Genomic DNA, 22,003 nt, shown 5'->3' on the forward strand with positions numbered 1-22,003 from the left:
CCTCCGAACCGCGCAAGGGACAAGATATGTAACCACAGCGTCACAGAGTGAAACAGAAGAGAAATGTTCAAGCCGAACAATAACAGAACGGGCCACAAGCCCCTGGTTCGGCAGTTCCACCGGCAGTTCAATCGGTACATCTCGGCGTCGCAGCAGCACCCGGCGAGCACCTGACACGAGCACCACGCCAGGCGATCCTCGAGTGAACGGCAATGGCGCCGCCCGACTCAGGAGACATTCATGACGATCGTCAGAGCGGCCATCACGCAGACCACCTGGACCGGCGACAAGGCCTCGATGCTCGACAAGCACGAGCAGTTCGCCCGCGATGCGAAGGCGCAGGGCGCCGAGGTCGTCTGCTTCCAAGAGCTGTTCTACGGCCCGTACTTCGGCATCACCCAGGACCAGAAGTACTACCGCTTCGCCGAGTCTGCCGAAGGTCCCATCGTGCAGCGCTTCGCCGAGGTCGCGAAGGAGCTCGGCACCGTCATGGTGCTGCCGATCTACGAAGAGGCCGAGACGGGCGTCTACTACAACACCTCCGTGCTCGTCGACGCCGACGGCACGATCCTCGGCAAGTACCGCAAGCACCACCTGCCGCACCTCGACCGATTCTGGGAGAAGTTCTACTTCCGCCCCGGCAACCTCGGCTACCCCGTCTTCGAGACCGCCGTCGGCCGCGTGGGCATGTACATCTGCTACGACCGGCACTTCCCCGAGGGCTGGCGCGAGCTCGGCCTGAACGACGCCCACATGGTGTTCAACCCGAACGCCACGAAGCCCGGGCTCTCGAACCGACTGTGGGAGGTCGAGGGGCCGTGCGCCGCCGTCGCGAACGGCTACTTCGTGCTGCAGCCGAACCGCGTCGGCAGGGAAGACAACGAGTACGGCGACCTCGCCGTCGACTTCTACGGCACGAGCCAGGTCATCGACCCCCGAGGCAACTTCGTCGGCGAGCGCGGCTCGAGCGAGCACGAGGAGCTGCTCGTGCGCGACCTCGACCTCGACATGGTGCAGCAGATGCGCGACGACTGGCAGTTCTACCGCGACCGCCGGCCCGACTCGTACGCGAAGATCGCGAAGCCGTAAGGGAGACGACGCCATGACCACCACCCTCATCACCGGCGGCACCGTCGTCGGCGCCACCGGCCGCGCCGCGGCCGACGTGCTCATCGACGGCGAGCGCATCGTCGCCGTCATCGAACCCGGCAGCGAACTGCTCGGCACGGATGTCTCGGCCGCCGTCGACCGCGTCATCGACGCCACCGGCAAGTACGTGATCCCCGGCGGCATCGACGCCCACACCCACATGCAGCTGCCGTTCGGCGGCACCGAGGCCTCCGACACCTTCGAGACCGGCACCCGTGCCGCCGCGCACGGCGGCACGACCTCGATCATCGACTTCGCGGTGCAGACCTACGGCCAGCGCATCGAGGACGGACTGGCCGCCTGGCACGAGAAGGCCACGGGCAACTGCGCAATCGACTACGGGTTCCACCAGATCGTCGGCGACGTCAACGCCGACTCGCTCGCCGCCATGAAGCGACTGCCCGACGAGGGCATCACGAGCTTCAAGCTCTTCATGGCCTACCCGGGCGTCTTCTACTCGGATGACGCGCAGATCCTCAAGGCCATGCAGGTGTCGCGCGAGACCGGCCTGCTCACGATGATGCACGCCGAGAACGGCCCCGCCATCGACGTGCTCGCCCAGCAGCTCGTCGACTCGGGCAACACCGACCCGTACTACCACGGCATCGCCCGCGCCTGGGAGATGGAGGAGGAGGCGACGCACCGCGCGATCATGCTCGCGAAGCTCACCGGCGCCCCGCTCTACGTCGTGCACGTGTCGGCGAAGCAGGCCGTCGAGCAGCTCGCCTGGGCGCGCGACAAGGGCCAGAACGTGTTCGGCGAGACCTGTCCGCAGTACCTCTACCTCTCGCTCGAGGACCAGCTCGGGGCATCCAGCGACCAATGGGGCGCCTTCGAAGGCGCCAAGTGGGTGTGCTCGACGCCGCTGCGCTCGCGCGCCGAGGGCCACCAGCACTCGATGTGGCAGGCGCTGCGCACGAACGACCTGCAGATGGTCTCGACCGACCACTGCCCCTTCTGCATGAAGGACCAGAAGGAGCTCGGGCTCGGCGACTTCCGCAAGATCCCGAACGGCATCGGGTCGATCGAGCACCGCATGGACCTCATGTACCAGGGCGTCGTCACCGGCGAGATCAGCCTCGAGCGCTGGGTCGAGCTCACGAGCACCACGCCCGCGCGCATGTTCGGGCTGTACGGCCGGAAGGGCGTCATCCAGCCCGGCGCCGACGCCGACATCGTCGTCTACGACCCGAACGGGCACACCTCGATCGGGTACGGCGAAGGGCGCACCCACCACATGAACATGGACTACTCGGCCTGGGAGGGCTACGAGATCGACGGGCACGTCGACACGGTGCTCTCGCGCGGCAAGGTCATCGTCGACGGCGACGAGTACCTCGGCGCCAAGGGCGACGGGAAGTACCTCAAGCGGGGGCTCAGCCAGTACCTCATCTGAGCAGAGCCACCCCGACCGCCCGCCACTGAACGGAGCCCCCATGGATTTCGGCGTCGTCCTCCAGACCAACCCGCCCGCCTCACGCACCGTGCACCTCGCGAAGCTCGCCGAGCAGTACGGCTTCAGCACCGCGTGGACATTCGACTCCCACCTGCTCTGGCAGGAGCCGTACGTCATCTACAGCAAGATCCTCGCCGAGACCCACCGCATCAAGGTGGGCCCGTTCGTCACGAACCCGGCCACCCGGGACTGGACGGTCACGGCGTCGATCTTCGCCACCCTCAACGAGATGTACGGCAACCGTACGATCTGCGGCATCGGCCGGGGCGACTCTGCCGTGCGGGTCACGAACGGCAAGCCCGTGAGCATGAGCGAGCTGCGTGAGTCGATCCACGTCATCCGAGAGCTCGCGAACTCGCGAAGCGTCGAGTACAAGGGCTCGCAGCTGCAGTTCCCGTGGTCGAAGGGATCCGAGCTCGAGGTCTGGGTCGCCGCGTACGGGCCGATGGCGCTGAAGCTCACGGGCGAGGTCGGCGACGGCTTCATCCTGCAGCTGGCCGACCCCGACATCGCCGCCTGGATGATCAAGACCGTCCGCGACGCGGCCGAGGCCGCGGGGCGCGACCCCATGTCGATCAAGTTCTGCGTCGCCGCCCCGATGTACATCGGCGACGACTGGACCCACATGCGCGACCAGACCCGGTGGTTCGGCGGCATGGTCGGCAACCACGTGGCCGACATCGTCGCGAAGTACGGCATGCACGGCACCGTGCCCGACGCGCTGACCGACTACATCCGCGGTCGCGAGGGCTACGACTACAACACCCACGGCAAGGCCGACAACGACCACGTCGACTTCGTGCCCGACGAGATCGTCGAACGCTTCTGCGTGCTCGGCTCGGCCGACCAGCACATCCAGAAGCTGAAGCAGCTCGCCGACCTCGGGGTCGACCAGTTCGCCGGCTACCTCCAGCACGACAACAAGGAGGAGACGCTGCGGGTCTACGGCGAGACCGTGATCCCGGCGCTCACCGAGCACATCACGGCGAAGGCATGACCACCACCGCGGCTCGCCGAACGGCCGTCGTCGGATGGGGCGTCGCCGGCCTGCTGCTGCTCGTCGCGCTGTGGGAGGGCTACAAGCTGCTCGCGCCCGCCGACGGCGTGCTCATCGGCGAGACAAGAGTGCTGCCGCGTACCACCGACCTCGCCATGCCGCACGTCTGGGACATGTTCGGCCGCCTGGCCGAGCCGGTGACGCGCTCGCCCTCGGCGCAGGCGCTCTGGATCGTGATCCTGCTCGGTGCGCTCACGACTCTCGGCATCGCCGCCGCGGGCTGGGTCGTCGGCGTCGTGGTGGGCGTCGGCCTCGCCCTCGTCATGCAGCGCTGGCGGATCGCCGAGTGGGGCCTGCTGCCGTGGATCGTGCTCAGCCAGACGGTGCCGCTCATCGCGTTCGCGCCCATCGTGAAGAGTTGGGGCTCCCGGGTCGAGATCGGCTCGTTCGAATGGCAGGACTGGATGTCGGTCGCGCTCATCGCGAGCTACCTCGCCTTCTTCCCGATCGCGATCGGCGCCCTGAAGGGGCTCCAGTCGCCCGACCGCATCCACGAGGAGCTCATGCAGAGCTACGCCGCGGGCTACTGGGCCACGCTCGTGAAACTGCGATTTCCCGCAGCGGTGCCGTACCTGCTGCCGGCACTGCGGCTGGGTGCGGCGAACGCCGTCATCGGCGCGGTCGTCGCCGAGGTGTCGACCGGTCTGCAAGGCGGCATCGGCCGCCTCCTCATCCAGTTCGCCGGGCAGGCCTCGGGCGACCCGGCCAAGGCATGGGGGCCGATCTTCGGCGCCGTGGTGCTCGGGCTCGTCGCCGCCGGCTCGGTGGCGCTGCTCGGCGTGATCCTGAAGAACTACCGACGAACGGAGGAAGCCGCATGAGCGCTCCCGAGACCACCGCCGCACCCGGCGCGACCACCTCGCCCGCGACGGCCGTGCAGGTGACCGCCGTCGACAAGGTGTTCGAGACGCAGGGCGGCCGGGTGCACGCGCTCGAGGGCATCGACCTCGCCGTCGCGGCCGGCGAGTTCGTCTCGCTCATCGGCCCCAGCGGGTGCGGCAAGTCGACGCTCATGCGGCTCATCGCCGACCTCGACGCCCCGACGTCCGGCTCGATCGCCGTGTTCGGCAAGACGCCGACCCAGGCGCGCCTCGACCAGGAGTACGGCATCGCGTTCCAGCAGGCGGGCCTGCTGCCCTGGCGCACCGTCGCCGCGAACGTCGCGCTGCCGCTCGAGCTGCACGGCGTGGCCCAGGCCGCGCGGCGGGCGAAGGTCGACGAACTGCTCGACATGGTCGGCCTCACCGAGTTCGCCGAGCGCTACCCCGATCAGCTCTCGGGCGGCATGCAGCAGCGCGTCGCGATCGCCCGCTCGCTCGCCGAGCAGCCCCGGCTGCTGCTCATGGACGAGCCGTTCGGCGCCCTCGACGAGATGACGCGCGAGAAGATGCAGGCCGATCTCGTGCGCATCGCCGGCGAGACGGGCGCGGCGGTCGTCTTCGTCACCCACTCGATCCCCGAGGCGGTGTTCCTCTCCGACCGCGTCGTCGTCATGTCGCCGCGACCCGGCCGCATCCGCGAGATCGTGCCGATGCGGCTCGCCGGGGCGGCCGCTCCCGCGAGCGCTGCGGGCGCCGCCGCCGAGGGGGTCGCGACCAGGGCCGCCCGCACCGAGGGCCTCCGCGAGGACCGCTCGTTCTTCGAGATGGTGACCGCCGTCCGCGAGGCGCTGCACGGCGCCCCCGTCGCGACGGGCGCCCGCGGCGTGGAGACGCGATGATGAGCCCCCGCACCGAGACGACCCTGCGCATCGTCGCACCGGTGGCGGTGGGGCTGATCGTGCTCGGCATCTGGCAGTTCCTCGTGAGCGTCGTCGGCGTCTCGGACTACCTGCTGCCGAGCCCCGCCTCGATCGTCGAAGCCCTCATCGCCTCATGGGACTCGATCGTGCAGGCCACGATCATCACCGGCACGAACGCGCTCATCGGCCTCGTGGTGGGGTCGCTGCTCGGCATCGGGCTTGCCGCGCTCGCGGCGAGGTGGCGTGCCGTCGACCGGATGAGCGCCCCCGTCATCGCCGCGCTCGCCGTCGTGCCGATCGTCGCCCTCGCACCCGTGCTGAACTCGATGTTCGGCGCCGACAGCCAGTTCGGGCGCCAGGCGATCGCCGCGATCGCCTCGTTCGTGCCCGTGTTCCTCAACACGCTGCGCGGCTTCCGGCAGACGACGCCGGTGCACCGCGAACTGATGCGCGCCTACGCGGCGACCCCCGGCCAGGTGCTGCGCTCGCTGACACTGCCGACCGCGCGACCGTTCATCCTCACCGGCATCCGCATCGCCTCCTCGCTCGCGGTGATCTCCGCGCTCGTCGCCGAGTACTTCGGCGGACCGCGCGGCGGCCTCGGCAGCCTCATCTCGACCTCGGCCGCGTCGAGCGCGTACGCGCGCGCCTGGGCGTACGTCGTGGCATCCATCGCACTCGGCCTGCTCTTCTACCTCGCGACCCTCGCCCTCGAGCGGCTCGTGCTGCGCGGCCGCAGGCCCGCCGACCGAAGCCCAGGAACCCGCACCACCAGCACGAGCACCGTCAGCACGACCAGCACCACCGTTTCGCACTGAGAACAGGGAAGGACTGACATGAAGCACAGCACACGCCGCGGACTCGCGGCCGGAGCGTTCGCCGTCACGGCCGCGCTCATCCTCGCCGCCTGCTCGTCCGGAGACTCGGGCGGGGGCGGCGACTCCGCCGACGGCGAGCTCACCCCCGTGAAGCTGCAGCTCCAGTGGCTGCCGCAGGGGCAGTTCGCCGGGTACTTCGCCGCCGCCGACCAGGGCTACTTCGAGGAGGAGGGCCTGGACGTCGAGATCATCCCGTCGGGCGGCGACATCGTGCCGCAGGACGCGCTCGCCAACGGCGACGTCGACTACGCGATCGCGTGGGTGCCGAAGGTGCTCGGCTCGATCGAGCAGGGAGCGAACCTCACCGACATCGCCCAGATCTTCCAGCGCTCGGGCACCCTGCAGGTCTCGTGGGCCGATTCGGGCATCGAGTCGGTCGCCGACTTCGAGGGCAAGAAGATCGGCTCGTGGGGCTTCGGCAACGAGTGGGAGATCTTCGCGGCGATGGCCGCGGAAGGGCTCGACTCCACCACCGTGGAGATCATCACGCAGGACTTCAACATGAACGCGTTCCTGCAGGGCGACATCGATGCGGCCCAGGCGATGACCTACAACGAGTACGCGCAGCTGCTCGAGACCCCGAACCCCGACACCGGTGAGCTGTACCAGCCCGAGGACTTCAACGTGATCTCGTACGAGGACACCGAGGGGGCCATGCTGCAGGACGCGATCTGGGCCGACACCGAGCGCCTCGAGAGCGACACCGACTACCAGGAGACGACGGTCAAGTTCCTGAAGGCCGTCATCAAGGGCTGGGCGTTCGCCGCGGCCAACCCCGAGGATGCCGCCGACATCACGATCGCCGCCGGCTCGGGCTGGGGCCCGAGCCACGAGCTCTGGATGGTGAACGAGACAAACAAGCTCATCTGGCCCTCCGACGACGGCATCGGCATGATCGACGAGGCCGCCTGGGACAAGACCGTGGCCGGCGCGCTCGCCGCGGTGAACGAGGCGGGCGACCACCTCATCACCGAGGAGCCGCCCGCGACCGCCTGGTCGAACGAGTGGATCGAGAAGGCGCTCTCGGAGCTCGAGGGCGAGGACCTCGACCTCACGGGCGCCGACTGGTCGCCCATCGACGTCACCCTCGAAGAGGGCGGCAACTAGCAATGCGGATGCTGCGCCGCCGGCCCACGGCGGCGCAGCATCCCCGGAACCTCCAGCGAAAGGCAGTGAAGCCATGAGCGAGAACCTCGAAGACCTCGACGACATCGCGCGGCAGCTCGACCGCGAGCACGTCTTCCACTCCTGGTCGGCGCAGGCGCAGTCCTCGGGGCTCGTCGTCGCGAGCGGGCGCGGCGCGCGCGTCTGGGACCACGCCGGACGCGAGTACCTCGACTTCTCGAGCCAGCTCGTCAACGTCAACATCGGGCACCAGCACCCCGCGGTCGTCGCCGCGATCCGCGAGCAAGCCGAACTGCTCACGACGATCGCCCCGTCGACGGTGAACCTCGCCCGAGGCGAGGCGGCGAAGCGCATCGTCGCACGCGCGCCGGGGGGCTTCAAGAAGGTATTCTTCACGAACGGCGGCGCGGATGCCAACGAGAACGCCGTGCGCATGGCGCGACTGCACACGGGGCGCGACAAAGTGCTCTCGACCTACCGCTCGTATCACGGCAACACCGGCGCGGCGATCGTCGCGACCGGCGACTGGCGGCGCGTGCCGAACGAGTTCGCCCGAGGCCACGTGCACTTCTTCGGCCCCTACCTCTACCGCTCGGAGTTCTGGGCGGCGACCCCCGAGGAGGAGTCGGAGCGGGCGCTGCGCCACCTCTCCCGGGTCATCGAGTCCGAGGGGCCGGCCTCGATCGCCGCGGTGCTGCTCGAGACGATCCCCGGCACGGCGGGCATCCTGGTGCCCCCACCCGGATACCTCGCGGGCGTGCGTGCGCTGTGCGACAGGCATGGCATCCTGCTCATCCTCGACGAGGTGATGGCGGGCTTCGGCCGCACCGGGCGCTGGTTCGCCTTCGACGGCTACGACGTGCGCCCCGACCTCATCACCTTCGCGAAGGGCGTGAACTCGGGCTACGTGCCCGCGGGCGGCGTCGTCATCTCCGACGAGATCGCGGCGACGTTCGACGAGCGGGTCTTCCCCGGCGGGCTGACCTACTCGGGGCATCCGCTCGCGATGGCCTCGATCGTCGCGACGCTCGACGCCATGGCGGCCGAGGGCATCGTCGAGCACGCGCGCGAGATCGGCGCCGAGTCGATCGGGCCCGCGCTCGAGGAGCTCGCCGAGCGGCACCCCGTCATCGGGGAGGTGCGCGGCGAGGGCGTCTTCTGGGCGATCGAGCTCGTCGCCGATCGCAAGACCCGGGAGCCGCTGTCCGCCGCGGCGATGGGCCGCATCAAGTCCGCGCTCGTCGGCCGCGGGCTGCTGCCGTTCATCCAGGACAACCGCATCCACGTGGTGCCGCCGTGCGTGGTGACGGCCGAGGAGGTCGCCGAGGCGATGCCGATCTACGACGACGTGCTGGCGACCGTCGCATCCGGCGACTGAACTTCCGACGAGGAAAGAGGAGATCATGACCGACTTCATCGAGCACTGGATCGACGGGGCATCCGTCGCCGGCGACCCCGCCCGCAGCGGGCCCGTCTACAACCCAGCACTCGGCGTCGAGCAGCGTCGCGTGCACTTCGCGTCGACCGACGACGTCGACGGCGCGGTCGAGGCGGCGGCGCGCGCCTTCCCCGGGTGGCGCGACACGTCGATCGCGCGCCGGCAGCAGGTGATGTTCAAGTTCCGCGAGCTGCTCACCGGTCGCACCGACGAGCTCGCCGCGATCCTCACGAGCGAGCACGGCAAGGTGCTCGGCGATGCGGCGGGGGAGATCGCGCGCGGCATCGAGGTCGTCGAGCTCGCGTGCGCGATGCCCGGCTACACCAAGGGCGAGTACAGCGAGAACGTCTCGACCGGCATCGACGTCTACACGCTGCGGCAGCCGGTCGGCGTCGTCGGCATCATCTCGCCGTTCAACTTCCCGGCGATGGTGCCGCTGTGGTTCTTCCCGCTCGCGATCGCGACGGGCAACACGGTCGTGCTGAAGCCGTCCGAGAAGGACCCGTCGGCCGCCGTCTGGCTCGCGAAGCTCATGCAGGAGGCGGGGCTGCCCGACGGCGTGCTCAACGTCGTGCACGGCGACAAGGTCGCCGTCGACGCGCTGCTGCACCACCCGACCGTGCGGGCGATCTCGTTCGTCGGCTCGACGCCCATCGCGCAGTACATCTACGCGACCGCGACGGCGAACGGCAAGCGCGTGCAGGCTCTCGGCGGCGCGAAGAACCACATGCTCGTGCTGCCCGACGCCGACCTCGACCTCGCGGCCGACGCCGCCGTCAACGCCGGCTTCGGCTCGGCGGGCGAGCGCTGCATGGCGATCTCGGCGGTGCTCGCGGTCGACTCGATCGCCGACGAGTTCGTCGCGAAGGTGGCCGAGCGGATGTCGCGGCTGAAGACCGGCGACGGGACCCGGGGGTGCGACATGGGCCCCCTCATCACGCGCGAGCACCGCGACAAGGTCGCGGGGTACCTCGACGTCGCCGCCGTCGACGGGGCGAGCGTCGTGGTCGACGGTCGCGACACGGTCGTCGACGGCGACGCGGCCGGGTTCTGGCTCGGGCCGACCCTCGTCGATCGCGTGCCGACGTCGTCGTCCGTGTACCGCGACGAGATCTTCGGGCCGGTGCTCTCGGTCGTGCGCGTCGACGGGTACGAGGACGGTCTCGAGATCATCAACGGCTCGCCCTACGGCAACGGCACGGCGATCTTCACGAACGACGGTGGGGCCGCGCGGCGGTTCCAGCGCGAGGTGACCGTCGGCATGGTCGGCATCAACGTCCCGATCCCGGTGCCGGTGGCCTACCACTCGTTCGGCGGTTGGAAGGCCTCGCTGTTCGGCAATGCGAAGGCGTACGGCGCTCGCGGCTTCGACTTCTTCACGCAGGAGAAGGCGATCACCTCGCGCTGGCTCGACCCGAGCCACGGAGGGCTGAACCTGGGCTTCCCGCAGCACGACTGAGCCGCGAGGCCCCCGACGTCAGCGCCGCGCGAAGGCGGCGACGGCGGCCTGCGCGTCGGGGGTCGCGAAGGCGGCGCCGATCGTGCGGGCCTCGTCGTCGAGGGCGTCCTGGAACGGGCGCTCGAGGCCTGACCGCACGAGCCGCTTGGCCTGGCCGAAGGCGCCCGTCGCGCCGTCGAGCCACGACTGCGCGATGGCGCGCGCCCGGCCCGCGACCTCCTCGGGCGGCACGACCTCGGTGACGAGGCCCCAGTCGAGCGCCTCGGCGGCGGTCAGCCGGCGCGAGGTGAGGGTGAGCTCGAGGGCGCGACGCGTGCCGATCGCCTCGGGGAGGAGCGTGCTCACCCCGCAGTCGGGCGTCAGCGCGACATCCGCGTAGCGACTGGCGAAGCTCGCCTGCTCGCTCGCGACGACGAGGTCGGCGACGAGCATGAAGCCGAGGCCGCCGCCGGCGACCGGGCCCTGCACAGCGGCGACGATCGGCTTCGCGCTCTCACGGAGCATCCGATGCCCGTCGTGGATGCGATCGGCGAGCCCGGTGATGACGGCGCCCGCGTCGCTCGACGCCGCGGCCAGCTCGGACATGGCGACGACGTCGCCGCCGGCGCAGAACGCCCGGCCCTCGGCGTCGAAGAGCACCGCGCCGATGTCGTCGCGGCGGGAGATCTCGTGCGCGATCGACTGCCAGAGGCCGATCGCCTCGGGATCGACCGCGTTGAGGCGGGCGGGGCGGTTGAGCGTGATGCGGGCGAGCCCGTCGGTCACGTCGAACAGGATCGCGTCATCGGCCATGGTGCGGGAGCCTACCGGGCCGGGCTCGTCGTCGCGTGTGGATTGGCGGCGGCCTCACGCGGTGCCCCCGACACGGGCATCTTCGCAGTGGGCCATCGCCAACCGGGTCGCAGACCGCAGCGGTCGGCCTCGTCAGCCGATGGCCGTGTGCGCGGTGGTCGGCACGGTGCCGGCGAGGACTGACGGAGTCCAGCCCGAGTAGCGGCGGACCTCGCGCACCAGGTGGCTCTGGTCGGCGAAGCCGAAGCGGGCCGCCACCTCTGCGGCGGGCAGGCGTCGGAGGGCGATCGCGGCGCGCTCGAACCGCACGAGGCCGGCGGCCGCCTTCGGCCCGATCCCGACCTGCTCCGCGAAGTGCGAGCTCGCATACCGCGGGCTCCAGCCGGTCTCCTCGACCAGCTCGGCGATCCGCACGCGGCCGCCGGAGCGATCGATCTGCCGCCCCATCCAGCCCACGAAGGGCTCGGGCGTGCGGCCGCCGTCGAGCAGGCCGAGCAGCACCCGGTCGATCAGTTCGAAGCGGCGCGGCCACGTGCCGGCCGACCACAGCACCTCGAGGAGCCGGTCGTCGAATGCCGGGACGGCGTCGGCGAGTTCGACCACCCGTGCAGCGAGCTCGCGACCCGGCAGGCCGAGGAGGCGGGTGACGCCGAGCGGCGTGAGGTAGATCTGCAGGCAGTGCTGCTCGGATTCGAACGAGGTGGTCGCGTGGCCGGGCATGATGCCCGCGACGAACGAGGTGTGGCGCCCGACGCCCTCGCCGACGGAGAGGTCGACGACGTCGAGCGGCGGCCCGAACGACAGCACGACGGGGATCAGGCTTCCCGCCACCTGACGGCGGACGACCGGCGCAGCGGTGTGTTCGTCGTGTCCGACGATCCCCGCGACGAGCCCCGCGAACTCGGGGCGCACCCGATGCCGCACCAGGACCGGCCCCGGTGCGGTGGCCTCGTGCCTCGTGTCGTCGGTCACCGCCGGTCGATTTCCTTCAAGACGGGCTCGTCCCGCCTGAATGACCATGAGTCGAGGAAGGAGTACCTGATGCGCAGAGTGATCGCGATCGAGTTCCTCTCGGTCGATGGAGTCATGCAGGGGCTGGGGTCGCCCGACGAGGACCGCGAGGGCGGCTTCGAGCACGGCGGATGGGGAGCACCCTACGCCGATGCCATCCACGCCTCCAGCGGTTCGGACGGCCTGGGCGGCACCACCGCATACCTGTTCGGGCGGAAGACCTACGAGAAGATGGCCGCCTACTGGCCGTCGGTCTCGGACGACGACCCGATCGCGGCCCACCTGAACGCCACCGAGAAGCATGTCGTCACCGGCACGCTGACCGAGTTCGGATGGCGGAACACGCAGCCCCTGGCCGGCGATCTCGTCGACGGCGTCCGGGCGCTGAAGCAGGCGGGGGATGGCGACATCGCGATCCTCGGCAGCGGAGTGCTCGTGCGCGCCCTGCTGCGGCAGGACCTCGTCGACGGGCTGCGGCTCTTCGTCCACCCGCTCATCATCGGCTCGGGCAAGCGCCTCTTCGGCGAGCTCGAGAGCCCGCGCCCACTCAGGCTGACCGGGTTCGACACCACCCCGCTCGGAAGTCTCGTGCTCGCCTACGACCTCGAGCGCGGAACCGGAACCTGACGGCCGTTGGCGCCCCCTGGCGCGTGGTCGCGTCAGGGCGCCGTCTCGGTGTGCTGCCGCTCGAGCCGAGCCGACTGCGACACGAGCACGTCGAGCACGGTGCGCACGGCGAGGCGCTCGGCGACGTCGGGGCGCACGAGGGCGACGATCTGGCGAGCGGATGCCACGCCGCGGAGCGGCTTCAGCACGATCGATTCGGGGACGGCGCCGCTCGTGAAGCGCGGCACGAACGCGATGCCGAGCCCCGCCTCGATGAATGCCTCGATGATGCGCATGTCGCTGAAGCGCTGGCTCACCCGCGCCCGGCGGCCGGTCTGCTGCTCGATCGCGTGCAGGATGCGCTCGAAGGGGAAGCCGGGCGGCACGCCGAGCCAGGTCTCGTCGACGAGGTCGCCCGGCGTGAGGTGCGAGCGGCCCGCGAGTCGATGGTCGGCCGGCAGGCCGATGTCGAGCGGCTCGGTGAGCAACGGCACGGCCCTGAGCCCGCGGCCGCCCCACGGCAGCACGCCGGGCATGGTGTGGGCGAGGACGATGTCGTAGTCGCTCGTGAGGTCGGCGAACTCGGCGAGCTCGGGGTCGAGGTCGGTGGCGTGCACGACGAGGCCTGCGATCTGCGCGAGCTCTGCCAGTACTGCGGGCAGCACCGTCGCGCCGATGGTCGGAAAGGTCATGAGCGTGACCTCGCCGCTCGGGTGGTTGCGGAACTCGTCCCACAGGGAGGTCGCGCGTTCGAGGGCGATCGCGACGTCGGTCGCGCTGCGCGCCAGCGCGTGCCCCGCGCTCGTCAGCACGACACCCCGCCCGCTGCGTTCGGTGAGCGGCATGCCGGCTTCGCGCTCGAGCACCTTGAGCTGCTGGGAGACGGCCGACGGCGTGCGCCCCGTGGCCTCGGCGACCGCAGTCACCGAGCCGCGCTCGGCGAGTTCGCGGAGGAGGTCGAGGCGGCGTACATCCATGTAGCGATTCTACATCGTGCTTGTAGAACCGTGAGCTTGTGCTGAATGTTTCGACGCGGAAGAATAGTGCATGTCGAACACGTGCAACGGCGCAAAGTCGCTCGACCAGCCTGCACCGTCTTCGTCGAAAGGATCCATCGTGATCAGCATCATCGTGCTTCTCGGCACCGTTTCCGTCGCCGCCGTCGCCGGCGCGATCGTCGTCACCGCTCGTGACGGCTACCGCCGCCAGCCGCGAGAGACGTTCGCGCGCACCGTCTGAGTGCCGCGAATCCCCGGAGGTCCGTTCTCCGGGACTGCAGGGCCGCCGCGCGGGGGAGGGACACCCCGCGGGGCGGCCCTTCTTCTGTGCCGTCGCGACCGGTCGCCGTGCGCATCGGGATGAGCTGGGGGGATCGCGATGCCGCGCGACCGGCGCGCCTGCACGGCGCGCCGCCGTCCGGCCGCTGCGCCCCTCGTGGTCGCCCCGCTCGCTGACGCCCGCGACACGGCCCACGAGCCTCTCGACACCGTTCCTCGCCGACCGATAGCGTGACGCGAGGGGTACATCGAAGAGGGGGGCGCGATGGCGCACGTGGTGGCGACCGGGGCCGGCAAGGCCATGATGGAGCGGCGTGCCGATCCGACGCACGACTACATCCTGGGGCTGACCGGCAAGGAGCGGCCGCGGGTGCTCTTCGTGGGCACGGCGACGGGCGATGAGGCCCCGTACACGCTGAGCTTCTACAAGACGTACGACTCGGACCGCTGCGCGCCGCACCACCTCACGCTCTTCCACCGCGACCTCGACGACCTCGCTGGCTACGTGAAGGGCTTCGACGTGATCCACGTCGGCGGCGGCAACACCGCCAACATGCTCGACGTATGGAAGCGGCAGGGCCTCGACGAGATCATGCGCGAGATGTGGGAGGACCCGGCGTCCAACGTCGTCTTCACCGGCGGCTCGGCCGGCGGCATCTGCTGGTTCGAGGGCGGCACGACCGACAGCTACGGCCCGACCCTGCAGGTGCTGCCCGAGGGGCTCGGCTTCCTGCACGGCAGCTTCTGCCCCCACTACGACGCGGAGGACCAGCGGCAGCCGCTCTTCCACGCGGCCCTCCGGAGCGGCGAGCTCGCGACGGGGTACGCCGTCGGCAACCTCCAGTCGCTGCACTTCGAGAACCAGGAGTTCGTCACGGCGATCAGCCCGGTCGATCCCGCGCTCGCCCTCCGGGTCGAGGCGATCGACGGCGAGATCGTCGAGACGCCGCTGCCCGTGCAGGTGCTCGAGGCGACCGGCCCGATCGTGAAGGGACCGAGCGCGTGAACGACAACGTCTGGATCCTCGTCGCGCAGCTGATCGTCGTCGTCCTGGCGATCTTCATGGGCACCCGCACGAGCGGGATCGGCTTGGGCGTCTGGGGCCTCGTCGGCGTCGCGGTGCTCGTGTTCGGCTTCCAGACCGCCCCAGGCAACGCGCCGGTCGATGCGGTCTTCATCGTGCTCACGGTCATCACCGCGGCCTCGGTCATGCAGGCCGCCGGCGGCATCGACTGGATGGTGTCGGTCGCGGCGAAGGCGATCAAGTCGAGACCGAAGAGCGTGGTCTTCCTGGCGCCCGCGATGTCGTTCCTCTTCACGGTCGGCGCCGGCACGGGCAACATCTTCTACCCGCTGCTCCCCGTCATCTACGACGTCTCGTACGACCAGAAGATCCGGCCGGAGCGTGCGCTGTCGGTCTCGGCCGTCGCGTCGCAGGTCGGCATCCTCTGCAGCCCGGTCTCGGCGGCGACGGCGTCGCTCGTCGTGCTCCTCGCCCCGAGCGGCGTCGACCTCGGGCAGGTGCTGCTCATCATGTGGCCGGCCTCGATCGTCGGACTCTTCCTCGCCGCGCTCGTCATGGTGCGGCACGGCAAGAACCTCGAGGACGACCCCGAGTACCAGCGGCGACTCGCCGAGCACCTCGTGAAGCCGCCGGCCGAGGACACGACCGAACGCAAGCTGCCGAAGACCGCGGTGCTGTCGGCGTCGATCTTCCTCGCCGGCGTCGCGTTCATCGTGATCATGGGCCTGTTCGAGGGCCTGCGCCCCATCATCGGCACCGACGACAACGGCGACCCGGTGCGCGTCTCGGTGACGATCATCATCGAGGTGACGATGGGTGTCATCGCGGCGCTCATCTTCGTGTTCTGCAAGGTCAAGTCGGCCGACGTGCCCAAGCAGTCGACGTTCCCCGCCGGCATGGTCGGTGCCTTCGCGCTCTTCGGCATCGCGTGGCTGGCGAACACCTTCGTCGCGAACAACAACCAGCTCATCGTCGACGGGCTCGGGTCGCTCGTCTCGGGGTCGACTGCCTTCGTCGGCGCACTGCTCTTCGCCCTCGCGCTGTTCCTCGTCGCGATGCTCACGACGAGCCAGTCGAGCGCGACGAACGCCATCGTGCCGATCGGTCTCGCGATCGGGCTGCCGGCGTCGCTCATCGTGGGCCTCTGGCCCTCGGCGATGGGCATGTACACGCTGCCGGCGAACGGCTCGCAGGTCGCGACGGCCGCCTTCGACCAGACGGGCACGACCAAGCTCGGCAAGTTCGTGTTCGACCACTCGTTCCAGCTGCCCAACCTCGTGTACGTCGTGTCGGCGATGATCGTCGGCGTGCTGCTGTCCTTCGTGGTGGTCTGATCCGGGCGCCCTGATGGCCGAGATCGCCGATCGCGCACTGCTCCGCCAGTTTCTCCTGGGGCTCGCGGAGGGCATGAACGCGGCCGCCGAATCCGTCGACCGCATCAGGGACACGCTCGTCACGGTGTCCCGGGCGTACGGCCGCGACGACACCGACTTCATCGTGCTGCCGACGGTGATCATCGTCGAGACCGGCGAGGGCGAGGAGGGGCGGGTCGAGATCCGCTCGGCGGTGAACGCCTCGTTCCGCTTCGACCAGATCGCCGCGCTCTACAACCTGATCGGCGAGGCCGAACGCGCCGAGCTCGAACCGATCGAGGGCCTCCGGCGCCTCAACGAGATCGGCGCGATGAAGGCCGGCCACGGATGGATCGTCCGCACCTTCGGGCACGCCGTGCTCGTCACCGGCCTCTCGCTGCTGCTCGCCCCCACCTGGCAGGGCGCGCTCATCGCGTTCGGGCTCGGCGCCTTCGTCGGTCTGGCGAAGCTCGTCCGCTCGCCCACGCTGCAGCTCATCTTCCCCGTGTTCGCGGCGTTCGCCTGCGCGATCGTCGTCTTCCTGATCGCACCGCACATCGAGATCGGCGACCCGATCCGCCTGCTGATCGCGCCGCTCGCGACCTTCCTCCCCGGTGGCGTGCTCACCACCGGCGTGGGGGAGCTCGCGGCCGGGCAGATGCTCGCCGGAGCGTCGCGCCTCGTGTTCGGCCTCGTTCAGCTCGCACTGCTCGCGTTCGGCATCCTCGCGGCGGGCACCGTCGTCGGCGTCGAGGATTCGAGCTACGAGGCGCTCGAGGCATCCACGACGCTGCCCTGGTGGATCCCGGTGCTCGGCGTGCTCCTCTTCGCCATCGGCAACTACCTGCACTTCTCGGCGCCGCGGCGTACCTTCGGCTGGGTACTGCTGGTGCTCATCGTGGCGTACGTGGGGCAGTACGCCGGCACGGTGCTCATCGGCTCGACGGTCGGCGGGTTCATCGGCGCCGTCGCGATGACGCCGGTGGTGCTCTGGATCGCGACCCTGCGGCACGGAGCGCCCTCGCAGCTGACCTTCCTCCCGGCGTTCTGGCTCCTCGTCCCCGGCGCGGCCGGGCTGCTCGGACTCACCGAGGCGGTCGGCACCACGCGAGGGCTGGAGGACTTCGCGGAGGCGATCACCTCGATCATGTCGATCGCGCTCGGTGTGCTCATCGGCACCGCCCTCTACCGCGTCGTGCATCACGGGGCCGAGGAGCTCGCGGACTTCCACGTCGACGTGCCCGCCGCGCTCACCGAGGAGGAGGAGCCGCCCTTCTGGGCGCGCCTCGTTCCCGGGACCCCGCAGTCGTTCTGGGGCGGCCGGCGCGAGCGCCGCGCCCGGTCGGGCAAGACCCCCACGGATGCCCCGGAGGAGTCGTCGGCCGATGAATCCTCCCCTTCTTCTCAGGCAGGCGGGTCGTAGAGTATTCGGGTGACTGATCGCCAGCCCCTCGACTCCGCCGACGCACGCCGCCGGCTCATCGACTTCATCTCCGCCGACGCCGTGTTCCACGGCGACTTCACGCTGACGAGCGGCAAGAAGGCGACGTACTACGTCGACCTCCGCAAGGTCAGCCTCGACCACCGCGTCGCACCGCTGATCGGCCAGGTCATGCTCGACGTGATCGCCGACATCCCCGACGTCGCCGCCGTGGGCGGGCTGACGATGGGCGCCGACCCGATCGCCTCCGCGATCCTGCACCAGGGTGCCGCACGTGGCCTCGCGTACGACGCCTTCGTCGTGCGCAAGGAGCCGAAGGACCACGGTCGCGGCAAGCAGGTCGAAGGTCCCGATCTCGCCGGCAAGCGCGTGATCGTGCTCGAGGACACCTCGACCACCGGCGGCTCGCCGATCAAGGCCATCGAGGCGCTGCGCAAGGTCGGCGCCGAGGTCGTCGCGGTCGCGGTCGTCGTCGACCGGGCCACCGGGGCCCGCGAGATCATCGAAGCCGAGGGCGTGCCGTACCTGTACGCGATCGGCCTGGAAGACCTGGGCCTGGCCTGATGAGCGAGCGGCAGGGATTCGACGACGGCGCCGACTGGCTGCTCGCGCAGCTCGCGGGCGGCGGAGCCTCCGGCTCCGCGCCGCAGTCGTCCCCGCCGCAGTCCCCGCCGCAGGCTCCATCGGCGTTCGCAGCCCCAGCCGCGCCCGCCGCTCCCGCCCCGGTCTCCCCGCACCTCGCCCCGACGCCGCAGCCGCCCGCCGCGCCCGCGACCCCGCCGCGTCGGTCGCACCACGAGGAGGTGCTCGACTGGTTCTCGCTGGCCGAGCCGCCCGCGCGTGACGATTCGGCCACCCGGGCGTTGCCCGTCATCGGCGACCCCGGGTACACGCCCGCACCCGCGCACCCGTCGGCACCGCTCGAGTCTGCCCAGCCGGCGCCGTGGCGCGATGCCGGCTTCGTGGCCGGCGCCGCCGGTGCCGCCGGTGCGACCGGATTCGCCGGCGCCGCGGGAGCTGCCGGTGCCGCCGGAGTCGCGAACGGCGCGGGAGCCGGTGCCACCGGCCCCGGTGCGGCCGCGTTGCCGCCCGTCCAGTCGGGGCTGCCGACCTGGTCCCCGCCCTTCACCGTCGCGCCGCCGGCGCCGACCGTCCGTCTGACCGAGGTCGAGCCGCCCGTCGGAACCGCTCCGGCCGCACCCGCGGCCGCTCCCGCCCCTGCGCCCGCCCCTGCGCCTGCGCCGATTCCGCAGTTCGGTGATCCGAATCCGATGGCCTCGGCCCAGCCGCCCGCGGCGCCCTGGCAGCCGCCCCAGGCGAGCCCGGTGCCGCCCGCCGCGTCGACGGCGCCAGTCGCGCCGCCGCCCTCCCCGACGCAGGCGCCGCCGCCCGGGCCCGTGACGCCGCCCGCATCCTTCGCGCTCACCTGGGGCGATCAGGAGCTCGAGTCCGAGGCCGCGCTCCGGGCGGCGTTCCAGCAGCTCTCCGAGAGCACCGCGTCGCTCGGCGTGCAGACGAACGACCCGCTGCAGACGAGCGACCCGGCGCCGACGAGCGGCCCCGCCCAGCCGGTCGCCCCGCAGGCGCCCGTCGCCGAGCCCGTCGTGCCCGAGCCGGCCCCGGCCGAGCCGAGGGCGCCGATCGAGGACGGCCCGTTCGCGGGCTTCTCCGCGCCCGCGGTGGCGCGCAGCTCGTTCACGCCGGTGGGCGGCATCCCGGTCCAGCAGCCGCACCCGACCGCGCCGCCCGAGGCTCCGGCCGGGTGGGGCGAGGCCCCAGCGCCGCGTGCGGCCAGCTACGACGACGAGCTGTGGGCGGCGCTCAACGAGCCCGAGCCGACGAGTCGGTCCGCGCAGGCCCCGTCGCTCGCGCCGTCGGCGCCCGTGACGCCCGCTCCCGCGCCCGCTCCGGCGCCGACGTACGAGGCCGATCCGATCGTTCCCGGTGCCTCTCAGCCCGACGCGACGGCCGCAGCAGCGGCGCCGTCGTGGACGCCGGGTCGTGCCTGGACCGATTTCGCCGCCGCGAAGCCCGAGACGGCCGTCGAGCCTCGACCGGTCGCGGAGCCCGATCAGTTCTCGCAGGCGCCGGCCCTGCCGGTCGAGTACGGCGCTCCGGCGCCGGCGACGGAGCATCCCGCGCCCGCATACCCGGCGGCCGAGTTCGCCGCACCCGAGTACGCCGCACCCGAGTACCCCGAACCCGGCTCGACGCCCGTCGAGACGGTCTCGGAGGACTTCGGCCGCACTGAGCAGACGGCTCCTGGGTTCTCCGACGACGTCGAGCCCGCTCCCCGCCGCGCCGGCCGTTTCGACGCGTTCGCCGAGGAGCTCGAGTGGACTCCTCGCGCCGAGCGGCGCGCCGCCCTCGACCAGGTCGAGGCGCCGCAGGCGTTCGACGATCGGGGGGTCGAGGCATCCGACCCGCAGACCGTCGCCCTGCCGGCCCTGCACGAGCAGCAGCACCCGGCCGACGGCATGCTCGCGGCACCGCGAGCGCCGTTCCCCGCCTTCGCCGCGGCGGACTCCCGCCCCGCGCCCACCTCGTTCGGCGCCGTCCCGCCGGTCGACGACCTGCTCGCCGCACTCGGCGGGGGAGCCGCGGCCGCCGAGACCCCCGCGGCACCCACGGCCGCAGCGGCGGGCGCCGCGTTCACGGGCGTCGCGGCCGGGGCGGCAGCCCAGTCCGCCCTTACCGGCACCGATGCCTTCGACCGACTCGGTCTCGCCTTCGGAGCCGATGACGCCGATGACGCCGACGACGACCACGGTCCCGACGACGAGGTCGTCGAGGAGCCGCGGAGCCGGGGCCGGTCGTTCTCGTCCGACCGGCGACTCGACGAGGTCGACCGCGCCGATTCCGCTGACGACGAGTTCGACGACGCCTCCGAGGAGCCCGGCTACCTCTGGAACCTCCAGCCCGACCCGACCGCCGAGGACCCGCGTGCCGAGTCGCCGGGTTCGGTGTCCGCGATCCTCGCGGGAGGTGCCCCGGCGAGCGGTGCGACCGCGGTCGTCGACGAGCCGCCCATGAGCAGCGGCCTCGGATCGCTCGTGCGGATCGCGCCGCAGCCCGAGCCCGAGCCCGAGTTCGACCCGGCGGCCGACCTCGCCGCCGAGCACGCGGCGGAGTTCGCGCCGGACGAGCAGTTCTTCGACGCCCTCGACCCGCGCACCGCGACGTTCGACGCGTTCGACGCGGAGCAGCAGTTCGGCGCTCAGCCGTTCGAGGCCGAGTCCGACCCGTGGGCCGCGGATGTCACGGCCGACGACCGCTTCGACGCGCATGCCGAGCCGGCCGATCATGCCGACGACGGTCTCGCGGCGCTGTTCGGCAGCGTCACCGCGACCGGTCCGCTCCGACTCGTCGATCCGTCGGCCGGTCGGCCGGCCGAGGCGTATCCGGCGACCGCGCTGCTGCAGACGGATGCGACCGCGCAGCTCTTCGCGGGCGGCTCCGGCGCGACGGGCGGCTTCGCGGCCGGCGGCAGCGGCGCGAGCGGCGGCTTCGCAGGCGGGGGCCAGGGCCCTCGAGGGTCGTCGGGCTCCGGTTCCGGAGCGGGCGCAGGCGGCTTCGGCAACGGCTCCTCGGGCAACGGTGGCAACGCCGGCGGCGGCAAGGACGGCGGCGGCAAGGGCGGCATCCGACCGCTCGTCTGGATCGCGGGCGGGCTCGTCGCCCTGCTCGTGCTCGCCGGGCTGTTCTTCCTCGGCACGATGCTCACGAAGGGCGCCGGCGCCGACACGCCGAGCAACTCCCCGTCGGCCAGCGCGAGCGAGACGCCGACTCCGGTGCCGACCGCTCCGCAGCCCGCGGGCGTCCACGCCTGGAACACCCTCTTCGGCGGCGAATGCCTCGAGCCCTTCACCGACGCCTGGCAGGAGGAGTACACGGTCGTCGACTGCGCGACGCCGCATGCCGCGCAGCTCGTCTACCGCGGCACGCTCCCGGGCGACGCCGCCGCGCCCTACCCGGGCGAGGCCGAACTCGCCACGCAGATGAACCTGCTGTGCACGGCGTCGGGCGTCATCAACGTGTCCGCGGTCTCGGGCATGGAAGACCTGCAGGTCCAGGCGTCGTACCCGGCCGAGGCCGCCCAGTGGGAGGCCGGAGCGCGCGACTACTACTGCTTCGCCAACCGTTCGGGCGGCGAGCCCTTGACGGCGAGCATCGCGGGCCCGGGGCCGGCGGCCTGAG

At 71.3% G+C, this 22,003-nt stretch carries 19 protein-coding genes; 16 read left to right on the forward strand and 3 right to left on the reverse strand.

What is annotated here, in order from left to right; genetic code table 11:
• The first annotated feature begins 240 nt into the window (after window positions 1-240).
• The 9 genes from ACFVTR_RS14580 (at window position 241) to ACFVTR_RS14620 (ending at window position 10,303) form a co-directional block, all read left to right on the forward strand.
• A complete protein-coding gene (locus ACFVTR_RS14580; RefSeq protein ID WP_376943160.1) occupies window positions 241-1,089 on the forward strand; it encodes a nitrilase-related carbon-nitrogen hydrolase in 849 nt (282 codons plus the stop codon).
• A gap of 13 nt (window positions 1,090-1,102) precedes the next feature.
• A complete protein-coding gene (gene hydA / locus ACFVTR_RS14585; RefSeq protein ID WP_387038377.1) occupies window positions 1,103-2,545 on the forward strand; it encodes a dihydropyrimidinase in 1,443 nt (480 codons plus the stop codon).
• Window positions 2,546-2,585: 40 nt separating this feature from the next.
• Window positions 2,586-3,602, forward strand: coding sequence for a TIGR03842 family LLM class F420-dependent oxidoreductase (locus ACFVTR_RS14590; RefSeq protein WP_387038378.1), 1,017 nt, complete (start codon window positions 2,586-2,588; stop codon window positions 3,600-3,602).
• The gene (locus ACFVTR_RS14595) at window positions 3,599-4,483 is read left to right on the forward strand and encodes an ABC transporter permease (protein ID WP_387038379.1); all 885 of its coding nucleotides are present in this window, start codon (window positions 3,599-3,601) and stop codon (window positions 4,481-4,483) included. The genes ACFVTR_RS14590 and ACFVTR_RS14595 overlap by 4 nt, the downstream gene beginning before the upstream one ends.
• On the forward strand, window positions 4,480-5,382 hold the full coding sequence (locus ACFVTR_RS14600; RefSeq protein WP_387038381.1) for an ABC transporter ATP-binding protein: 903 nt from the start codon (window positions 4,480-4,482) through the stop codon (window positions 5,380-5,382). Before ACFVTR_RS14595 ends, ACFVTR_RS14600 begins: the two co-directional genes overlap by 4 nt.
• Window positions 5,382-6,221, forward strand: a complete 840-nt coding sequence (locus tag ACFVTR_RS14605; RefSeq protein WP_387038382.1) for an ABC transporter permease — start codon at window positions 5,382-5,384, stop codon at window positions 6,219-6,221. The genes ACFVTR_RS14600 and ACFVTR_RS14605 overlap by 1 nt, the downstream gene beginning before the upstream one ends.
• An 18-nt stretch (window positions 6,222-6,239) precedes the next feature.
• The gene (locus ACFVTR_RS14610) at window positions 6,240-7,388 is read left to right on the forward strand and encodes an ABC transporter substrate-binding protein (protein ID WP_387038384.1); all 1,149 of its coding nucleotides are present in this window, start codon (window positions 6,240-6,242) and stop codon (window positions 7,386-7,388) included.
• A gap of 73 nt (window positions 7,389-7,461) precedes the next feature.
• Window positions 7,462-8,784, forward strand: coding sequence for an aspartate aminotransferase family protein (locus ACFVTR_RS14615; RefSeq protein ID WP_387038386.1), 1,323 nt, complete (start codon window positions 7,462-7,464; stop codon window positions 8,782-8,784).
• Window positions 8,785-8,809: 25 nt separating this feature from the next.
• Complete coding sequence (locus ACFVTR_RS14620) at window positions 8,810-10,303, forward strand: CoA-acylating methylmalonate-semialdehyde dehydrogenase (protein WP_387038388.1); 1,494 nt, start codon at window positions 8,810-8,812, stop codon at window positions 10,301-10,303.
• A gap of 18 nt (window positions 10,304-10,321) precedes the next feature.
• Here ACFVTR_RS14620 and ACFVTR_RS14625 read toward each other — a convergent pair whose 3' ends face one another.
• Complete coding sequence (locus ACFVTR_RS14625) at window positions 10,322-11,095, reverse strand: enoyl-CoA hydratase/isomerase family protein (protein WP_387038389.1); 774 nt, start codon at window positions 11,093-11,095, stop codon at window positions 10,322-10,324.
• A gap of 132 nt (window positions 11,096-11,227) precedes the next feature.
• Entirely contained in the window at window positions 11,228-12,067 is an 840-nt protein-coding gene (locus tag ACFVTR_RS14630) for a helix-turn-helix transcriptional regulator (protein WP_387038391.1), read from the reverse strand.
• A gap of 69 nt (window positions 12,068-12,136) precedes the next feature.
• Here ACFVTR_RS14630 and ACFVTR_RS14635 point away from each other — a divergent pair, with 69 nt between their 5' ends.
• Entirely contained in the window at window positions 12,137-12,733 is a 597-nt protein-coding gene (locus ACFVTR_RS14635; protein WP_387038393.1) for a dihydrofolate reductase family protein, read from the forward strand.
• Between the two features lie 32 nt (window positions 12,734-12,765).
• Here ACFVTR_RS14635 and ACFVTR_RS14640 read toward each other — a convergent pair whose 3' ends face one another.
• Window positions 12,766-13,689 (reverse strand): LysR family transcriptional regulator, encoded by a 924-nt coding sequence (locus tag ACFVTR_RS14640; protein ID WP_387038395.1) that lies wholly within the window; start codon window positions 13,687-13,689, stop codon window positions 12,766-12,768.
• Between the two features lie 139 nt (window positions 13,690-13,828).
• Between ACFVTR_RS14640 and ACFVTR_RS14645 the strand changes: the two genes are divergently transcribed.
• The 6 genes from ACFVTR_RS14645 (at window position 13,829) to ACFVTR_RS14670 (ending at window position 22,002) form a co-directional block, all read left to right on the forward strand.
• Window positions 13,829-13,951: a hypothetical protein gene (locus tag ACFVTR_RS14645; protein WP_281349888.1), complete on the forward strand. Its 123-nt coding sequence runs from the start codon at window positions 13,829-13,831 to the stop codon at window positions 13,949-13,951.
• A 303-nt stretch (window positions 13,952-14,254) separates the two neighbouring features.
• Entirely contained in the window at window positions 14,255-14,995 is a 741-nt protein-coding gene (locus ACFVTR_RS14650) for a Type 1 glutamine amidotransferase-like domain-containing protein (protein WP_387038398.1), read from the forward strand.
• A complete protein-coding gene (locus tag ACFVTR_RS14655; RefSeq protein WP_376943188.1) occupies window positions 14,992-16,347 on the forward strand; it encodes an anaerobic C4-dicarboxylate transporter family protein in 1,356 nt (451 codons plus the stop codon). Before ACFVTR_RS14650 ends, ACFVTR_RS14655 begins: the two co-directional genes overlap by 4 nt.
• Window positions 16,348-16,360: 13 nt before the next feature.
• On the forward strand, window positions 16,361-17,788 hold the full coding sequence (locus ACFVTR_RS14660; RefSeq protein WP_387038400.1) for a threonine/serine exporter ThrE family protein: 1,428 nt from the start codon (window positions 16,361-16,363) through the stop codon (window positions 17,786-17,788).
• A gap of 9 nt (window positions 17,789-17,797) precedes the next feature.
• Window positions 17,798-18,370, forward strand: coding sequence for an orotate phosphoribosyltransferase (gene pyrE / locus ACFVTR_RS14665; protein ID WP_387038401.1), 573 nt, complete (start codon window positions 17,798-17,800; stop codon window positions 18,368-18,370).
• The gene (locus ACFVTR_RS14670; RefSeq protein ID WP_387038403.1) at window positions 18,370-22,002 is read left to right on the forward strand and encodes a septum formation family protein; all 3,633 of its coding nucleotides are present in this window, start codon (window positions 18,370-18,372) and stop codon (window positions 22,000-22,002) included. Before pyrE ends, ACFVTR_RS14670 begins: the two co-directional genes overlap by 1 nt.
• Window position 22,003: the final 1 nt, after the last annotated feature.

Origin of the sequence: Agromyces sp. NPDC058126 (assembly GCF_042884595.1) — a bacterium.
Lineage (GTDB): Bacteria > Actinomycetota > Actinomycetes > Actinomycetales > Microbacteriaceae > Agromyces.

Coding starts and splice junctions, on each gene's coding strand:
- ACFVTR_RS14590 (WP_387038378.1), top strand. CDS start 2,586: ATGGATTTCGGCGTCGTCCTCCAGACCAACCCGCCCGCCTCACGCACC.
- ACFVTR_RS14660 (WP_387038400.1), top strand. CDS start 16,361: ATGGCCGAGATCGCCGATCGCGCACTGCTCCGCCAGTTTCTCCTGGGG.
- ACFVTR_RS14615 (WP_387038386.1), top strand. CDS start 7,462: ATGAGCGAGAACCTCGAAGACCTCGACGACATCGCGCGGCAGCTCGAC.
- ACFVTR_RS14640 (WP_387038395.1), bottom strand. CDS start 13,689: ATGGATGTACGCCGCCTCGACCTCCTCCGCGAACTCGCCGAGCGCGGC.
- ACFVTR_RS14605 (WP_387038382.1), top strand. CDS start 5,382: ATGAGCCCCCGCACCGAGACGACCCTGCGCATCGTCGCACCGGTGGCG.
- hydA (WP_387038377.1), top strand. CDS start 1,103: ATGACCACCACCCTCATCACCGGCGGCACCGTCGTCGGCGCCACCGGC.
- ACFVTR_RS14595 (WP_387038379.1), top strand. CDS start 3,599: ATGACCACCACCGCGGCTCGCCGAACGGCCGTCGTCGGATGGGGCGTC.
- ACFVTR_RS14600 (WP_387038381.1), top strand. CDS start 4,480: ATGAGCGCTCCCGAGACCACCGCCGCACCCGGCGCGACCACCTCGCCC.
- ACFVTR_RS14580 (WP_376943160.1), top strand. CDS start 241: ATGACGATCGTCAGAGCGGCCATCACGCAGACCACCTGGACCGGCGAC.
- ACFVTR_RS14670 (WP_387038403.1), top strand. CDS start 18,370: ATGAGCGAGCGGCAGGGATTCGACGACGGCGCCGACTGGCTGCTCGCG.
- ACFVTR_RS14635 (WP_387038393.1), top strand. CDS start 12,137: ATGCGCAGAGTGATCGCGATCGAGTTCCTCTCGGTCGATGGAGTCATG.
- ACFVTR_RS14650 (WP_387038398.1), top strand. CDS start 14,255: ATGGCGCACGTGGTGGCGACCGGGGCCGGCAAGGCCATGATGGAGCGG.
- ACFVTR_RS14610 (WP_387038384.1), top strand. CDS start 6,240: ATGAAGCACAGCACACGCCGCGGACTCGCGGCCGGAGCGTTCGCCGTC.
- ACFVTR_RS14625 (WP_387038389.1), bottom strand. CDS start 11,095: ATGGCCGATGACGCGATCCTGTTCGACGTGACCGACGGGCTCGCCCGC.
- ACFVTR_RS14620 (WP_387038388.1), top strand. CDS start 8,810: ATGACCGACTTCATCGAGCACTGGATCGACGGGGCATCCGTCGCCGGC.